The 16,446-nt window shown below is 60.4% G+C and carries 12 protein-coding genes, 1 tRNA gene and 1 pseudogene; 7 read left to right on the top strand and 7 right to left on the bottom strand.

All coding sequences use genetic code 11. The features are described 5' to 3' along the window. Nucleotides 1-121 precede the first annotated feature (121 nt). The 4 genes from PPUTUW4_RS23285 to ddlA all read left to right on the top strand — a co-directional run bounded on the left by PPUTUW4_RS23285 (nucleotide 122) and on the right by ddlA (nucleotide 4,780). Nucleotides 122-1,435, top strand: a complete 1,314-nt coding sequence (locus PPUTUW4_RS23285) for an MFS transporter (RefSeq protein WP_015096831.1) — start codon at nucleotides 122-124, stop codon at nucleotides 1,433-1,435. Between the two features lie 117 nt (nucleotides 1,436-1,552). Beyond that, nucleotides 1,553-2,869, top strand: coding sequence for a PAS domain-containing methyl-accepting chemotaxis protein (locus PPUTUW4_RS30575; protein WP_015096830.1), 1,317 nt, complete (start codon nucleotides 1,553-1,555; stop codon nucleotides 2,867-2,869). 169 nt (nucleotides 2,870-3,038) lie between these two features. Next, nucleotides 3,039-3,638: a flavin reductase family protein gene (locus tag PPUTUW4_RS23275; RefSeq protein ID WP_015096829.1), complete on the top strand. Its 600-nt coding sequence runs from the start codon at nucleotides 3,039-3,041 to the stop codon at nucleotides 3,636-3,638. A gap of 47 nt (nucleotides 3,639-3,685) precedes the next feature. After that, nucleotides 3,686-4,780 carry a D-alanine--D-alanine ligase gene (gene ddlA / locus PPUTUW4_RS23270; RefSeq protein WP_015096828.1) on the top strand — a complete coding sequence of 365 codons (1,095 nt, stop codon included), beginning with the start codon at nucleotides 3,686-3,688 and terminating at the stop codon, nucleotides 4,778-4,780. Between the two features lie 465 nt (nucleotides 4,781-5,245). Here ddlA and ggt read toward each other — a convergent pair whose 3' ends face one another. Further along, nucleotides 5,246-7,078 carry a gamma-glutamyltransferase gene (gene ggt / locus PPUTUW4_RS23265; protein ID WP_015096827.1) on the bottom strand — a complete coding sequence of 611 codons (1,833 nt, stop codon included), beginning with the start codon at nucleotides 7,076-7,078 and terminating at the stop codon, nucleotides 5,246-5,248. A gap of 166 nt (nucleotides 7,079-7,244) precedes the next feature. On the opposite strand from ggt, the gene PPUTUW4_RS23260 reads away from it, so the two are divergent. After that, entirely contained in the window at nucleotides 7,245-8,348 is a 1,104-nt protein-coding gene (locus tag PPUTUW4_RS23260) for a DUF2817 domain-containing protein (RefSeq protein WP_015096826.1), read from the top strand. Nucleotides 8,349-8,507: 159 nt separating this feature from the next. Here PPUTUW4_RS23260 and PPUTUW4_RS23255 read toward each other — a convergent pair. Continuing rightward, nucleotides 8,508-8,584 (bottom strand) — tRNA-Met (locus tag PPUTUW4_RS23255). Between the two features lie 129 nt (nucleotides 8,585-8,713). Between PPUTUW4_RS23255 and PPUTUW4_RS30640 the strand changes: the two are divergent. Further along, a pseudogene (locus PPUTUW4_RS30640) lies at nucleotides 8,714-8,854 on the top strand (LysR family transcriptional regulator); the annotation flags it as partial. A gap of 15 nt (nucleotides 8,855-8,869) precedes the next feature. Here PPUTUW4_RS30640 and PPUTUW4_RS23250 read toward each other — a convergent pair. Continuing rightward, nucleotides 8,870-10,927, bottom strand: coding sequence for a methyl-accepting chemotaxis protein (locus PPUTUW4_RS23250; RefSeq protein WP_015096825.1), 2,058 nt, complete (start codon nucleotides 10,925-10,927; stop codon nucleotides 8,870-8,872). Nucleotides 10,928-11,259: 332 nt separating this feature from the next. Here PPUTUW4_RS23250 and PPUTUW4_RS23245 point away from each other — a divergent pair, with 332 nt between their 5' ends. Next, nucleotides 11,260-12,477 carry an MFS transporter gene (locus PPUTUW4_RS23245; protein ID WP_015096824.1) on the top strand — a complete coding sequence of 406 codons (1,218 nt, stop codon included), beginning with the start codon at nucleotides 11,260-11,262 and terminating at the stop codon, nucleotides 12,475-12,477. A 46-nt stretch (nucleotides 12,478-12,523) separates the two neighbouring features. Here PPUTUW4_RS23245 and PPUTUW4_RS23240 read toward each other — a convergent pair whose 3' ends face one another. The 4 genes from PPUTUW4_RS23240 to PPUTUW4_RS23225 form a co-directional block, all read right to left on the bottom strand. After that, complete coding sequence (locus tag PPUTUW4_RS23240) at nucleotides 12,524-13,465, bottom strand: IS110 family transposase (RefSeq protein WP_015096823.1); 942 nt, start codon at nucleotides 13,463-13,465, stop codon at nucleotides 12,524-12,526. 373 nt (nucleotides 13,466-13,838) lie between these two features. Beyond that, nucleotides 13,839-14,939 (bottom strand): redox-regulated ATPase YchF, encoded by a 1,101-nt coding sequence (gene ychF / locus PPUTUW4_RS23235; protein ID WP_015096822.1) that lies wholly within the window; start codon nucleotides 14,937-14,939, stop codon nucleotides 13,839-13,841. Nucleotides 14,940-14,961: 22 nt separating this feature from the next. After that, complete coding sequence (gene pth, locus PPUTUW4_RS23230) at nucleotides 14,962-15,546, bottom strand: aminoacyl-tRNA hydrolase (RefSeq protein WP_007973893.1); 585 nt, start codon at nucleotides 15,544-15,546, stop codon at nucleotides 14,962-14,964. A gap of 169 nt (nucleotides 15,547-15,715) precedes the next feature. After that, nucleotides 15,716-16,315: a 50S ribosomal protein L25/general stress protein Ctc gene (locus PPUTUW4_RS23225; protein ID WP_007973891.1), complete on the bottom strand. Its 600-nt coding sequence runs from the start codon at nucleotides 16,313-16,315 to the stop codon at nucleotides 15,716-15,718. Between the last annotated feature and the right edge of the window lie 131 nt (nucleotides 16,316-16,446).

Here is a 16,446-nt window from a genome sequence, read left to right as displayed (position 1 = left end):
AAGCCGTGGATTTTTGCGGGGCTGATTTGTGGCTATGGGACTTTGGTCTAACGGGTTGTCCGCCAGCGCGTTTGCGTAGACCATGGGCGCCTTGGTTTTTGCCTGTGCCAGAGTTCTTTACATGACTGCCAACACCGATTCGCGCCCGGCGCCGTTCAGCCGCTCGGACTACAAGACCCTGGGGCTTGCCGCCCTCGGCGGGGCGCTGGAAATCTACGACTTCATCATTTTCGTGTTTTTCGCCCTGACCCTCAGCCAGTTGTTCTTCCCGCCGGAAATGCCCGAGTGGCTGCGCCTGCTGCAAAGCTTCGGGATTTTCGTCACCGGTTACCTGGCGCGACCGTTGGGCGGCATCCTGATGGCGCACTTCGCCGATCGCCTGGGGCGCAAGAAAGTCTTCAGCCTGAGCATCCTGATGATGGCGTTGCCCTGCCTGCTGATCGGGATCATGCCGACCTACGCGCAAATCGGTTATTTCGCCCCCTTGTTGCTACTGGTCCTGCGCGTTCTCCAGGGAGCGGCGGTGGGCGGCGAAGTGCCGAGTGCCTGGGTTTTCGTCGCCGAGCATGCGCCGATCGGTCACCGGGGCTATGCCCTGGGTTTCCTGCAGGCGGGGCTGACTTTCGGCTATCTGATCGGTGCATTGACCGCGACCTTCCTGGCGCAGGCCTTCACTCCGGCGGAAATTCTCGATTACGCCTGGCGTTACCCGTTCCTGCTCGGCGGCGTGTTTGGCGTGATCGGCGTCTGGCTGCGTCGCTGGCTCAGCGAAACCCCGGTGTTCATGGCCATGCAGGCGCAGCGCGAGGCGGCCGGCGAACTGCCGCTGCGCACGGTCTTGCGCGAGCATCGGCTGGCCATTTTGCCGGCGATGATTCTCACCTGTGTGCTGACCTCGGCCGTGGTGGTTTTCGTGGTCATTACCCCGACCATGATGCAGAAAACCTTTGGCATGACCGCCAGCCATACCTTCGCCTTGAGCGCACTGGGCATCGTGTTCCTGAACATCGGCTGCGTGCTCGCCGGGCTGCTGGTCGACCGCATTGGCGCCTGGCGCACGGTGATGCTCTATAGCCTGCTGCTGCCGCTGGGCATCGGTGTGCTTTACAGCTGTCTGATCATGGGCGGCGACTGGATCGGCCTGGCTTACGCCGTGGCAGGGCTGGCCTGCGGGGTGGTCGGCGCGGTGCCATCGGTGATGGTCAGCCTGTTCCCGGCGCGGATTCGCGTCTCGGGCATCTCGTTCACCTACAACATTGCCTACGCCGCCTGGGCGAGTGTCACACCGCTGTTGTTGATCGGCCTGATGCCGTGGAGTCCGTGGATCTGCGTGATGTTCAGTGCGGTGATGGGCGCAGTGGGCGTGGGCAGTGCGGCGTACTTCGGTGTGCGGATGCCAGGAATCGCGGGCTGTTCTGCCGCTGGCGCGCATTGATCGGGCGCGTCGTCACTATTTTTGTAGGACAAACCTGAAACACGCTTAAGAAAATTTTTCCAAGGCCGATGGTTAGGCTGCATATCGCTTTCCATCCCTGTCCATCGGTGCTTTCCCATGTTCAATAAACGCTTGAAGCAGGAGCTGTCGGCTCTTCGTGAAGAACTCTCCAGCCTCCAGCAAGTGAAGGAAAGCCTGGAAAGCGAAATGCTGGTGCTGACCCTCGACAGCGATGGACGGGTTCAGTCGGTCAATCAGAACTTCCTTGGCGAAATGCATTACAAGAGCGCCGACCTGATCGGCCGACACATCGACGACCTCGTCCCGGAACACGTGAAATTCGACGAATTCCAGCAACGCTTCAAGAGCGCGTTGACCCGTGGCGAGCACTTCGCCGGCGCGGTACGCCTGTTGCGTGGCTCGGGTCAGGAAGCGTGGTTGCGTTCGATCCTGCAGCCAGTGCGCTCGGCGGACGGTCGGATCAAGTGTTTCTCGATCTTCTCCAGCGACCTGACCCGCACCATCGAGGCCTCCCGCGAACACGAGAACCTGATCGGTGCGCTGGTGCGCTCCACGGCGGTGATCGAATTCGACCTCAACGGCAACGTGCTGACCGCCAACGACCGCTTCCTCAGTGGCATGGGTTACAGCCTGGCGCAGATCAAGGGCAAGCATCACCGTACCTTTTGCCTGCCGGAGGATTACAACAGTGCCGAGTACCAGAACTTCTGGCGTCGGCTGAACGCGGGTGAATACGTGGCCGACCGTTTCAAACGTATCGACAGCCATGGTCGCCCGGTCTGGTTGGAGGCGTCCTACAACCCGGTGGTCGATGCCAACAATAAGCTCTACAAAGTGGTGAAGTTCGCCACGGTGATTACCGATCAGGTCAATCAGGAGCAAGCCGTCGCCGAGGCGGCCAACATTGCCTACAGCACCTCGCAGCAAACCGACCAAAGCGCCCAGCGCGGCAACGCCGTGGTGACCCAGGCCGTGGACGTGATGCGTGACCTGGCCAAACACATGCAAACCGCCGGCGACGGCATCGAAGCCTTGAACGAGCAGTCGCTGGTGATCGGTACCATCGTCAAAACCATCAGCGGCATTGCCGAACAGACCAACCTGCTGGCGCTCAACGCGGCCATCGAAGCGGCGCGTGCGGGCGAGCAGGGGCGTGGCTTCGCCGTGGTGGCGGATGAAGTCCGGCAACTGGCGTCGCGCACCAGCCAGGCCACCGACGAAATCGTCCTCGTGGTGCGGCAGAACCAGGACATGGCGCGCAACGCCGTGGCCTTGATGACCGATGGCAAGCTCCAGGCCGAACAGGGCTTGGCACTGGCGGCGGAAGCGGGCACGGTGATTGTCGAGATCCAGGACGGCGCACAGAAAGTGGTCAATGCGGTGGGGCAGTTTGCCAATCAACTCACAAACTGACCTGCGATCAGCTCTTGGTGGGAGTGGGCTTGCTCCGGGCGGCGTTCCGACGAAAGCGGTGTGTCATTCAACGCAACCGTGACTGAACTGACGCTTTCGCGAGCAAGCCCGCTCCCACAGGGTTACGTGGGCGCTACAATCGGCTCTTTTCCCCCAGGAGCAGACTTCCATGAGCGCTTCCCACCGCCGTCCGGTTCCCTTGTCCAAGGCTTATCGTCTGCTCAATCATGGCCCGACCGTACTGGTCAGCGCCGCCCACGATGGTCGGCGCAATATCATGGCGGCAGCCTGGGCCATGCCGTTGGATTTCGAGCCGCCGAAAATTGCCGTGGTGCTGGACAAGTCGACCTGGACTCGCCAGTTGCTGGAAGCCTCGGGCACTTTTGTGCTGAATGTTCCTTGCGCTGCCCAGGCCGACATTGTGCAGACCGTTGGTTCGACCTCCGGCCTGCAGTTGACCCAGGACCAGGGGCGCGACAAGTTCGAGACCTACGACTTGCAGACCTTCAGCGGTGAATCGGTCGAAGCGCCGATGCTCGAGGGCTGCGTGGCCTGGCTGGAATGTCGTCTGTTGCCGGAGCCGAACAATCACCAGCAATACGATCTGTTCCTGGCCGAAGTGATTGCCGCCCAGGCCGACGAGCGCGTGTTCAGCGAAGGGCGCTGGCACTTCGAAGGGCAAGACGCCTTGCGCACCTTGCACCACGTGGCGGGCGGGCACTTCCTGACCATTGGCGAGCCGGTGGACGGCAAGAGCTTGCAGCCGTAAGGTTTCGACTATTGAGGTTGTAAGCACATTCACCAGGAGGCCAGGCGATGAGAAAACTGCGTGTAGGGATAATCTTTGGCGGGCGCTCGGCAGAGCACGAAGTGTCGCTGCAGTCGGCGAAGAATATCGTCGACGCCCTCGATCGCTCACGCTTCGAGCCGGTGCTGATCGGCATCGACAAACAAGGCCACTGGCACCTCAACGACCCTTCAAATTTTTTGCTGAATCAGGAAAACCCGGCGCTGATCGCTCTCAATCAGTCCAATCGCGAGCTCGCCGTGGTGCCAGGAAAGGCCAGCCAGCAACTGGTGGAAACCAGCAGTCAGGAACTGCTCGGTCATGTCGATGTGATCTTCCCGATCGTCCACGGCACCCTGGGTGAAGACGGTTGCCTGCAAGGTTTGCTGCGCATGGCCGATCTGCCGTTTGTCGGCTCCGATGTGCTCGGCTCGGCGGTCTGCATGGACAAGGACATCAGCAAGCGTCTGCTGCGTGATGCCGGCCTGGCCGTGACGCCGTTCGTGACATTGACCCGCGCATCGGCGGCTCGCACCGGGTTTGCCGAGGTTCAATCCCGGCTCGGTTTGCCGCTGTTCGTCAAGCCGGCGAACCAGGGCTCTTCCGTGGGCGTGAGCAAGGTCACCGACGAGGCCGAATACAGCGCAGCGGTGGAGCTGGCGTTGAGTTTCGATACCAAGGTGTTGATCGAATCTGCCGTCAGCGGCCGCGAGATTGAATGCGCAGTGCTCGGCAATGAAGAGGCGATCGCCAGTGGTTGCGGCGAGATTGTGGTGCGCAGCGGGTTCTATTCCTACGACAGCAAATACATCGACGACACGGCCGCAGAAGTTGTGGTGCCGGCCAATATCAGCGTCGACGCCAGCGAGCGCATTCGCGCCCTGGCCGTCGAGGCGTTCCAGATCCTGGGCTGCTCCGGCCTGGCTCGTGTCGATGTGTTCCTGACCGACAGCGGCGAAGTGCTGATCAACGAAATCAACTCGCTGCCCGGTTTCACCCGCATCAGCATGTACCCGAAGTTGTGGCAGGCCACCGGCATGACCTATAGCGAGCTGGTGACGCGATTGATCGAACTGGCGCTGGAAAAACATCAGGTTCGGCAGGGGTTGAAGATCAGTCGTTAAGTGCGCTGCTGAAGGGCGCTGCGTTTATCCAGTTCACACGCGTTATCGTTAACCATCATCGCAGGCAAGCCAGCTCCTACAAGGGACCGTGCCCACGCTGAAAATGAAGCGACCCGGAAAGCTGTAGGAGCCAGCTTGCTGGCGATGGACTCAAGTGCGCTGCGTTTATCCGGTTTACACGCGTTATCGTTAACCACCATCGCTGGCAAGCCAGCTCCCACAGGGGACCGTGCCCACGCTGAAAATGAAGCGACCCGGAAAGCTGTAGGAGCCAGCTTGCTGGCGATGGACGTAAGTGCGCCGCGTTTAGCCGGTTTACACGCGTTACCGTTAACGACCATCGCTGGCAAGCCAGCTCCCACAGGAGACCGCGCCCGAGTCGAAAATGAAGTGAGTTCCAGGCCGGTGAAGACCCCAAAAAAGGGCCTGCTCACTGGCAGGCCTTTCATCATTCCAGCGCGTGACTCAATCCCCCAGCGCCTGCCCCTCACGCCGCGGATCAGCACCTCCCGTCAGCGATGCTTTCCCCTGGGCGTCCTTGACCCGAACAATCGCCTGGGTGCCGCTGGTCATGTCGATTTCGCTCACGCTGTGCCCTTTGTCTTTCAGCGCCTGAATCAGCGCGGGGCTGAACTGGCCCTGTTCCAGTTCGGTCGGGCCGTTGCGGCTGCCGAAGTTGGGCAGGTTGATGGCCGCTTGCGCATCGAGATTCCAGTCGAGCAGGCCGATGGTGGATTTGGCCACGTATTCGATGATTTGCGAGCCGCCGGGGGAGCCGACAGTGGCGAGGAATTCGCCGCTCTGGCGGTCGAAGATCAGGGTCGGAGCCATGGACGAGCGCGGGCGTTTGCCGGGTTCGACGCGGTTGGCGACTTTCTGCCCGTTTTCCTCGGGGATGAACGAGAAGTCGGTCATCTCGTTATTGAGCATGAAACCCTGAACCATGATGTGCGAGCCGAACGCTGACTCGATGGTGGTGGTCATCGACACGGCGCCGCCTGCGTCATCGACGGCCACCACTTGCGAGGTGGAAATCCGCAGTGGCGAACGGTCCGGCGCATAGGCCACCTGGATGCCCGGCGGCGTGCCGGGTTTGGCCGTGCCCATGCTGCGTTCGCCGATCAGGGCGGCACGGCTGGTAAGGTAGGCCGGGTCGACCAGGCCTTTGACCGGCACGGGCACGAAGTCGCTATCGGCCAGGTACTGCGCGCGGTCAGCGTAGGCCAGGCGTTCGGCTTCAGAGATAAGGTGCACGGCTTGCGGGTCGGGTTCGCTGCCGGCCGGGGCTGTGGTCTTGACCGGTTTCAGCGGTGCCAGCGCCAGGCGCTTGTCGCGAGCTTCCAGGGCTTGCAGCGTACCGAGGATCTGCGCCACGGCGATCCCGCCCGACGACGGTGGCGGCATGCCGCAGACTCGCCAGCGTTTGTAGTCGGTACACAGCGGTGCGCGTTCCTTGGCCTGATAGTTGGCGAGATCGGTCAGGGACAGGCTGCCGGGGTTGGCGTGGCCCTGGACCTTGGCGGCGATTTCCTCGGCGACCGGGCCTTTGTACAGGGCATCCGGACCTTCGTGGGCGATGCGTTTGAACACGGCGGCCAGTGCCGGGTTCTTCAGGTTGGTGCCAACGGCTTTCGGGCTGCCATCGGCATTACGGAAGTAAGCCATCATTTCCGGAGAGCGTGGCATGGACGAATCTGCGGCGATCAACTGGTGCAGGCGCGGTGAAATGGCAAAGCCTTGCTCGGCGAGCCGGATGGCCGGTTCAAACAGCTGCGCCCAGGGCAGGCGTCCGTGTTTTTGATGGGCCAGTTCGAGGGCACGCAGTACGCCGGGCGTGCCCACCGAGCGGCCGCCAATCTGCGCCTGGGTAAAGCCCATCGGTTGTCCATTGGCTTGCAGGAAAAGTTTTTCGGTGGCACCGGCCGGGGCGGTTTCACGGCCGTCGTAGGTGCGCACGGCTTTGCCATCCCAAAGTACGATCAATGCGCCGCCACCGATGCCCGAAGACTGTGGCTCGACCAGCGTCAACACCGCTTGCATCGCAATCGCGGCATCAATGGCCGAACCGCCCCGGCGCAGCATCTCCCGCCCGGCTTCGGTCGCCAGCGGGTTGGCCGCCGCTGCCATGAATTTCTCGGCGTGTTGAGTTTTCAGGTCAGTGCGGAAACCGGAAGTGCTTTCTGGGGCGAGCGGCAACATCGGCACCGAAGCGTTGTTGCACGCGGCCAGGGTCAAGGCACTGACAATCAGTGCCAGGGCAGGCAGGCGATGGCGGCGCAAAGGGAAGGTTGAGAACACGTGGGGTACTCCGTCCGTTGGATCTACGATCAGTGGACTTTATCGGCCGACCGGGAGGGACGCAAACCGGGTCCCACGGCACTGACGTTTTTGTCCTTCATCAATGGCCGGAATTTCTGTAGGGTCGTTGCCAACAGGCAGGCCAGAAAATCAACAAGAGGCAGACATGCACACCGAGTTTCCAACCCAGCCCGGCTATCGCACCCAGCGTGAACAGTTCCTGGCCGCAGCGGCTGCCGCAGGCGCAACCTTGACTGAATATCCACACCCGCTCAAAGGTCCGTTCGATGAATCGCTGAGTACCGATGTGGCGGTGTTGGGTGATCCGGGCGCCAAGCGTCTGTTGATTACGCTGAGCGGCACTCACGGGGTTGAGGGCTTCTATGGTTCGGGCTGCCAGATCAAATGGCTGCAGGAGTTGGGCAAGCGTTCACTGCCAAAGGATGTGGCCGTGGTCATGATCCATGCCATCAACCCTTGGGGCATGGCGTGGTTGCGCCGGGTCAACGAAGACAACATCGACCTGAACCGCAATCACCTGGATTTCCAGCGCCCGCTGCCGGACAACCAGGCGTATAGCGCCCTGCATGAAATCTATGCCTGCCCACAGTTGCACGGCCCCGAGCGAGAGCGTGCCGATGCCTTGCTCGACGAGCAGATTCGCCTGCATGGCTGGCCAGCGGTGATGTCGATTGTCGAGGGCGGCCAGCATGCTCACTCCGATGGCCTGTTCTATGGTGGGCTGGCGCCGAGCTGGTCAAACCGCACGCTGCACCGGATCGTGCAAAAGCACCTGGCCCATGCCGAAGTGGCCATGTGTTTCGACTTGCACACCGGCGCGGGTGAATACGGTCATCCGATGTTGCTGACCATTACCGAGTCGGCCTACCCGGCGCTGCCGGATGCGCAGGCGATCTACGGGCCTTGGCTCTACAGCCTGCAAACCGGCGCCGACACCCTGAGCGAAACCGGCGTGGCGGCGACGGCCACCGGCTACACCTCGCAGGCGTTGATCGATGCGCTGCCGCAGGTGCGCTTGATGCCTTTCGTCATCGAGTGCGGAACGTATCCGGGGCCGGACGTTCACCGCCATTTGCGCGATGACCACTGGCTGCATCTGTATGGCAATCCGGGTGACGCAACAGGGCGCGGGATCAAGTTGAATCTGCTGGAGCAGTTCTATCCGGCCGATAGCGATTGGCAGTCGATGGTCTGGTTGCGCACGTGGCAGATCTGGGAGCGGGCGCTGTCTGCATTACCGACATTGTAGGAGCGAGCTTGCTCGCGATGGACTCAAGAGCGCTGCGTTTAACCAGTAAACACGCGTTATCGTTAACAACCATCGCGAGCAAGCTCGCTCCTACATACAGGCATAAAAAACGCAGGCATAAAAAAACGGCCTACCTTTCGGTAAGCCGTTTTTAGTACTTGGTGGCTACACAGGGACTTGAACCCCGGACCCCAGCATTATGAATGCTATGCTCTAACCAACTGAGCTATGTAGCCAAGTGGCGCGCATTATTCACCGGTAACGGGGATGCGTCAAGCATAAATCTAAAATATTTCTCTGCGCTTTCAACCGTTTATCAAAATCCACCTTCCAGGCAGTGGTGAAGGGCAGCGCTGGGAACCACCAACGACCTCGACATCCACCTCAATTCGGACATGCCCTACGTCAACAACGACCACGCGCTGTCGGTGGACGTGGCGTGGTTTATCGACTGGCTCAAGACCGAGCTTGAGCAGGACTTCCCGCAAGCGGTGATCCGCGCCTGAGCAGGGCTGCCGGATTCAACTCAAGCGGAAACGCCCGGTGTTGTCGCTTAACGCTTTGCTGCCCTGGCTCAGGGTGTCCGCTGCCTGGTTCACTGCGCGGGCACCTTCGAGCAAACGTAGTGCGGCCTGATCGACCTGCTGGATATTGCCGCTGACTTCGTCGGCGGTACTGGCCTGTTCTTCCACCGCCGTGGCAATTTGCGCCAGGGTATCGGTGACACTCTGCACGGCACTGGCGATTTCCCCGAGCCGTTCGCCAAGGCCGGTGACCGCTTGTGCATCACTTTCTGCCTGAGTGCACGCGGCCTCCATCAGGTTGACGGCCTCGTTCACGGTGTGACGCAGGCTGTCGACCGTGCCGGCAATCTGTGCGGTCGACGATTGAGTACGCTGCGACAGGCTGCGTACTTCATCGGCCACTACCGCAAAGCCACGCCCTTGTTCGCCCGCCCGCGCCGCCTCAATGGCGGCGTTGAGGGCCAGCAGGTTGGTCTGCTCGGCGACGCCGCGAATGGTGTCGACCACCAGTTGAATCTGCTGTCCTTGCTCGCTGACCCGGCCCAATGCCGCAGCGGTTTCGTTCAGGCGTTGATTGAGCTGCTGGATGCTCGCGGTGGTGCGCTGGCTGTCGCGGCTGCTGTCGGCGGCAATGCGCCGGGTGTGCTGGGCGCTGCCGGACGCCTGTTCGCAACTGTGGGCGACCCCTTGTGAGGTGGCGGCCAGTTGCGTCGCCGCCGCGGCAATCTGGCTGATCTGCAACTGCTGGGCTTCGACTTCGCCCAGGGCGTCACTGGAGTGATGGTTGAGGGATTGCACCGCGTGGCTCAGTTGCAGGGTTTCGTGATCCACGCCTTGCAGGCTGGTGCGCAGTTGCACCACGGCGACGTTCAGCGCGGTGCTGATGACCGCCAGTTCGTCCCGCCCCTGAACCGGTACTTGCAGGCTCAGATTGCCATCGCGCAAGGCCTCGGCCAGTACCGTGATGCCGCTGGCGCTGCGGCGGATCGAGGCCTGCAAGCAGATGAACAGATACAGCGCGGCCAACAGCAGGCAGCCGAACACGACGGCCACCACAATGAACTGGCGGATCGCCGAGTCGTGGTAGTAATCCAGGCGTTGATCCAGCGACACCAGCGATTGCTGGCGCAACGAGGCGAGGTCAGAGAGCAGGGCGTCGAGGCTGCGTTCGAAGTCCTCTGGCTTGAGTTTGATGCTGCCGCCGAACACGCCGTCATCCAGTACCTTCAGGCCCGCATCCAGGCGCTTGAGGCTGTCGTGGTATTGCCCGGCCCAGGTTTGCAGGGCGCTGGGCAAGCGCGCTTCGAGCAGACCCGCCGTTTTCACAAGCTGCTCCCGTGCATCGCCGATGCGGCTGCGCAGGTCGCGCAGTTGCAGGCGGCTTTGCAGGGTGAACTGCCCGGACACTACCGACGCCTGGCCCACCGCCGCCAAGCGACCGACCCGTTCGATCAGGTCGGGTGCGTGTTGGGTGGAGATCTGCGTCAGCAAATAGGTTTCGAGCCAGGGTGCCAGTGTCAGGCGATTGTCCATGGCGATCTGCTCGCGCAAGGCTTGCAGGGCGCTCAGGGCGTTGGTGAAGCGATCGTAACCATCCGGCCACCAGCCGACGCTGCTCAGGCTTTTTGAGTCGAGGCCATCAAGGGCGGTTTGCAGGGCCTGATAACGGCTCAGTGTTTCGCTCTCGGCTGCTTCTTTTTGCAGGGCATTGCCCAGTTCGGCAGTGGCCTGGCTGACGGCGGGCTGGACCGCATCGAAGGCGGCCATCGCGGCGAGGGTGGCCGGTGTCGGCTGGCGATTGGTTTCCGTGGCGCGCCAGCGGGCGGCGCGATCGCGCTGGGCGGCGAGCAGGTCATCCAGTGCATCAAGGGCCAGCAATTGCCGCACCCCGGCGCGTTCGCCGGAGATCAGGCTGAGTTTGTCGCGATAGTCCTGGCCGATCATCCACAGGCTGCCGGCCAAGGGCAGGATGAACAGCAAAAACAACAGCTGAAATTTACGTGCGAAGCCGAATCGCCCCAGCAGTGCGATCCCCGGTGATAAAAAAGCCTGCATGCCCCAAAACTCCTCTGGACACCACGCACCATTGGCGTGCGTCGGAGGTTGTTGCACCGCCGACTTGTGCCCGCTAAAAAGGCCTCGAAAGTTCACCCTGTCTGCTCTGTAGGCTGACTCTGTGGCGAAACTTCCCATTGTCGGCCTCCTTTGTAAGGAAGCCGCGTTCAAGCCGACAAAGAAGGCAAGATTCAGACCATGGCGTTGCGCCATCAATGTTGTGACGATGAAAACCGAGGTCGTTAGCAGGCTAAGGGGATGGCGTTGCCGCACTGAAAAATGGCACATTGACGCACCTGCCCGTTTGTACCTCCTGTTGTCTGGAAATTCCCATGGCTATCAGCAACACCCAGACCGGCTCAGTGCCGGCGTCCGCTACGCCCCAAAGCAGCCCCTTGGTGATGCGCATCATCGGTGCGGTGGCGCTGGCGCATTTGATCAACGACCTGATCCAGTCGGTGCTGCCGTCGATTTACCCGATGCTCAAGGCCAGCTATGGCCTGACCTTCACCCAGGTCGGCCTGATCACCCTGACGTTCCAGTTGACGGCCTCGCTGTTGCAGCCGTGGGTGGGGTACTACACCGACCGCCATCCCAAGCCGTGGTTGCTGCCGGCGGGTACGGTCTGCACCCTGGTCGGCATTCTGATGATGTCGGTGGTCGGCAGCTTCCCGCTGATTTTGCTGGCGGCGGGCTTGATCGGCATCGGTTCTTCGACCTTCCACCCTGAAGCGTCCCGCGTGGCGCGACTGGCTTCGGGCGGGCGCTTCGGGCTGGCGCAATCGACCTTCCAGGTTGGCGGTAACGCGGGCTCGGCGTTTGGCCCCTTGCTGGCGGCAGCGATCATCATTCCCTACGGTCAAGGGAACGTGGCCTGGTTCGGCCTGTTCGCGGTGTTTGCGTTGTTCGTGCTGTACCGGATCAGCCGCTGGTACGCCAACCACTTGAACCTGTTCAAGCTCAAGCAAGGTCAGGCAGCGACTCACGGCTTGTCCAAGGGCCGAGTGACCAGCGCGCTGGTCGTGCTCGGGTTGCTGGTGTTCTCCAAGTATTTCTACATGGCCAGCCTTACCAGCTATTTCACCTTCTACCTGATCGAGAAGTTCGACCTGTCGGTCGCCAGTTCGCAGTTGCACCTGTTCCTTTTCCTTGGTGCGGTAGCGGCGGGGACATTCTTTGGCGGGCCGATCGGCGACAGGATCGGGCGTAAGGCAGTGATCTGGTTCTCGATCCTCGGCGTTGCACCCTTCACCTTGTTGCTGCCCCATGTCGATCTGTTCTGGACCAGCATCCTGAGCGTGGTCATCGGCTTCATCCTCGCCTCGGCATTCTCGGCCATCGTGGTGTACGCCCAGGAACTGGTGCCGGGTAATGTCGGGATGATTGCCGGGGTGTTCTTCGGTTTGATGTTCGGTTTCGGCGGGATTGGTGCGGCGTTGCTGGGCCATCTGGCGGATATTCACGGCATCGAATACGTGTATTACCTGTGTTCGTTCCTGCCGCTGCTGGGGGTGTTGGCGATCTTCCTGCCACGGACCAAAAAGGCCTGACCCAACATCAATCCCTGTGGGAGATTCTATGGTTGAGGGAAAGCCCTCAACTGGCTTTTGGCTGATATTCGCTTTGCCCTTTCAGCAAGGCGAATACCACCCGAGCAAGCTTGCGAGCCAGCATCACCAACGCCTGAGTGGTGCTGAACCCCCGAGTTCTTTGTTCTTCGTAATACCCTTTCCAGGCTTTCGTACGGCTAGCCGACATCGCTGCATTGTGCAGAAGTCGGCGGGCCTCGGGGTCACCGCGCTTGGTCAAACTGCGGCGAGCGTCCTTCTGCCCTGATTTCGCCACCCGTAAATCCATGCCCAGGAAGGCGATAAATGCATCCGCGTTTCTAAAATCCCCTCGCTGAAATGCGGTTATCAAGCGGGCCCCAGTCAAAAAACCAATACCCTCAACTTTCAGGCAGCGCTTCAATTGACCGAGCAAACCGGCTTCTTTGAGCTGATCGTTGATCGTCTTTTCGATCAGCGTCTCAAGCTGCTGCATGGACTTCACTTGCTCGGCAAAAGCCGCCTTGAGCAGCGGCTCATTCGACCAGCTCTGCACCAGGCCGACCCTGGCCTGGACCAAGGCTGCGCGACGGCGGAAAAGGCTCAGGAGCTGGCGGTACAGCGGTGAGGGCGGGGTCCAAGGACGCAACTCCTCGGATTCGTTCTTCAGGTAACGAGCCAGTAGCTTGGCATCCAGTGCGTCGGTTTTGGCGCGGATTTTCACGCCTTCGCGATAATGTTTGAGTTCATAGCCTCCCACCATGTAAATCGTGCAACCGGCCTCATAGGCCAGATCAGCGAAGTCCAGGTGGTAGATGTTGGTCGCCTCAATGGCAATAGCCACCGTCCCCGACAACGCCTTCAGCCACTGCTTGATGGATGTTTTGGTGTTGGCAATCTCTTCAAGCAAATCACCATCAGACTGATAAATCACCAGTTCATTCTTGGCGACATCCACACCCACGATCGGTTTTGATAGAGAGACCGGCATTGCCACAGGATTTCCTCCGGGATAAGGTTTGAGCACTTGAAGGGCTCACCCAGAGGCGCAGGCTTGTTCCTATCGTCGGTCTAGCCAGATGCATTCTTTATCGGCGCTTGGGTGAAAGGAGGAGGGGCGATATCTCCCACGGTCTGTACTGCGTCAACAGTCAGAATCGAGCCTTGTCCCTCCTCCTCCCTTCAAGTCCTACCATACAAGCGAGCCTGCTCGCGAAGAGGGAGTGTCGGTCGACATTGCATGTGGCTGATACACCGCCTTCGCGAGCAGGCTCGCTCCCACAATGGGGCGGAGGTGTGGCGGACGATTGTGTCGGGCACAAAAAAGCCGCGTATCAAACGCGGCTTTTTCATGGGCGTGTGGCTTACACGTTGAAGCGGAAGTGCATCACGTCGCCGTCCTTGACGATGTAGTCCTTGCCTTCCAGGCGCCATTTACCGGCTTCCTTGGTACCGGCTTCGCCCTTGTACTGGATGAAGTCGTTGTAGGCGATCACTTCGGCGCGGATGAAGCCTTTCTCGAAGTCGGTGTGGATCACACCAGCGGCTTGAGGTGCGGTGGCACCGACGCGCACGGTCCAGGCGCGGACTTCTTCGACACCGGCGGTGAAGTAGGTCTGCAGGTGCAGCATTTCGTAGCCGGCGCGGATCACGCGGTTCAGGCCAGGTTCTTCGAGGCCCAGTGCTTCGAGGAACATGTCTTTCTCTTCGCCGTCATCGAGTTCGGCGATTTCCGCTTCGATCTTGTTGCACACCGGTACAACCATGGCGCCTTCTTCTTCGGCGATGGCCTTGACCACGTCCAGGTGCGGGTTGTTTTCGAAACCGTCTTCAGCGACGTTGGCGATGTACATGACCGGCTTGGTGGTCAGCAGGTGGAAGCCCTTGATCACCGCTTTTTCGTCGGTGCTCATGGTCTTCATCAGGCTGCGTGCAGGCTTGCCAAGGGTGAAGTGAGCAATCAGTTGCTCCAGCAGGCCTTTCTGGACCACGGCGTCCTTGTCACCGCCTTTGGCGTTGCGCGCGACTTTCTGCAGTTGCTTTTCGCAGCTGTCGAGGTCGGCGAAGATCAGTTCCAGGTCGATGATTTCGATGTCGCGTTTCGGGTCGACGCTGTTGGAGACGTGAATCACGTTTTCGTCTTCGAAGCAGCGGACCACGTGGGCGATGGCATCGGTTTCACGGATGTTGGCCAAAAACTTGTTGCCCAGGCCTTCACCTTTCGACGCGCCGGCAACCAGGCCCGCGATGTCGACGAATTCCATGGTGGTCGGCAGGATGCGCTTTGGATTGACGATGGCTGCCAGGGCTTCCAGACGCGGATCCGGCATCGGCACGATACCGCTGTTCGGTTCGATGGTGCAGAAGGGGAAGTTCTCGGCCGCGATCCCGGATTTGGTCAGGGCGTTGAACAGGGTGGACTTGCCGACGTTAGGCAGACCGACGATGCCGCAATTGAATCCCATGGTGTTTTCCCCGAGGAGTGAGTCAGGCCTTCTGGCTGTGCAGGTTTTTCATCGCGCGGTTCCATTCCCCGGCGAGGATATCCGGCAGCACGCCGAGGGCAAAGTCGATGCTGGCATCGAGTTTTTCCTGTTCGGCGCGTGGCGCACGACCCAGGACGAAATTTGAAACCATACTGGCAACGCCCGGGTGGCCAATGCCAAGCCGCAAGCGGTGAAAGGTATTCTGATTGCCCAGTTGCGCAATGATGTCGCGCAACCCGTTGTGACCGCCATGGCCGCCGCCCACTTTGAGCTTGGCAACGCCTGGAGGCAGGTCGAGTTCGTCGTGCGCCACGAGGATTTCTTCAGGCTTGATGCGGAAGAAACCGGCGAGTGCCGCCACGGCTTGGCCGCTGCGGTTCATGTACGTGGTGGGAATCAACAGACGAACATCCTGACCCTGGTGCGAATAGCGCCCGGTCAGGCCGAAATATTTGCGGTCCGCCACAAGGTTCACGCCTTGTGCGTTCGCGATGCGCTCAACAAAAAGGGCCCCTGCGTTATGCCGGGTCTGTTCGTATTCAGCGCCTGGATTTCCCAGGCCAACGATCAGTTTGATGGCAGTCACGATAGGGGCCCTTCATTGGAGTGGTGGATAACATCGCCGCAATCAGGGAGAGCGGCGAAAGTGGACGAAAATTGCTCATTTACCATGATGTAAACTCCGCGTTCTCGCCCGCTTTCTCGCTATGCTCTAGTCCGCGATGTTTCCGGTCACTCCGGCGTACAGAATAAAATTACTCTGCAGCGCCTTCTGCAGCTTCTGGAGCAACACGTGGAGCGTGGACGTTGGCAACAGCCTTGTCATCGCCGTGTGCCAGGGCCACGAACTCAACGCCTTTAGGCGCCTTGAGGTCCGACAGGTGAATGATCGAACCGATTTCAGCGTTAGCCAGGTCGACTTCGATGAACTCAGGCAGATCTTTCGGCAGGCAGGAAACTTCGATCTCGGCAACAACGTGCGAGATTTCGCCGCCTTTCTTGGTCGGTGCTTCTTCGTTGATGAAGTGCACTGGAACGATCGCGGTCAGTTTCTGGCCAGCGACTACGCGTACGAAGTCAGCGTGCATCACGTGGCCTTTGGCCGGGTGACGCTGCAGGGCTTTGATCACGACGTTCTGCTTGGTGCCACCAACGTTCAGCTCGATGATGTGGCTGTAAGCCGCTTCGTTTTCGAGCAGTTTGGCAACTTCTTTGGCCAGCATGCTGATGGATTCAGGGGCTTTGTCGCCACCGTAAACTACAGCTGGAACCAGGCTTGCGAGACGACGCAGGCGGCGGCTCGCACCTTTCCCCAGGTCGGAACGCACTTCAGCATTCAGAGTAAAATCGTTCATGTTGTATCTCCAAAATAACCACACTCGCCCCAGCGTTTGCGACCAGCGCTAAAGGCGATATGGGCAAAAAAGCCCCGCCCCGACAGGAATGCCGGGGCGGGGCGCTTTTCGTCAACGAGATATTTCGAGAA

The sequence above is a fragment of the Pseudomonas sp. UW4 genome, from assembly GCF_000316175.1.
GTDB lineage: Bacteria > Pseudomonadota > Gammaproteobacteria > Pseudomonadales > Pseudomonadaceae > Aquipseudomonas > Aquipseudomonas laurylsulfatiphila.
Note: the sequence above shows the minus strand (reverse complement) of the source record. Positions and strands in the feature narration are given on the sequence as shown.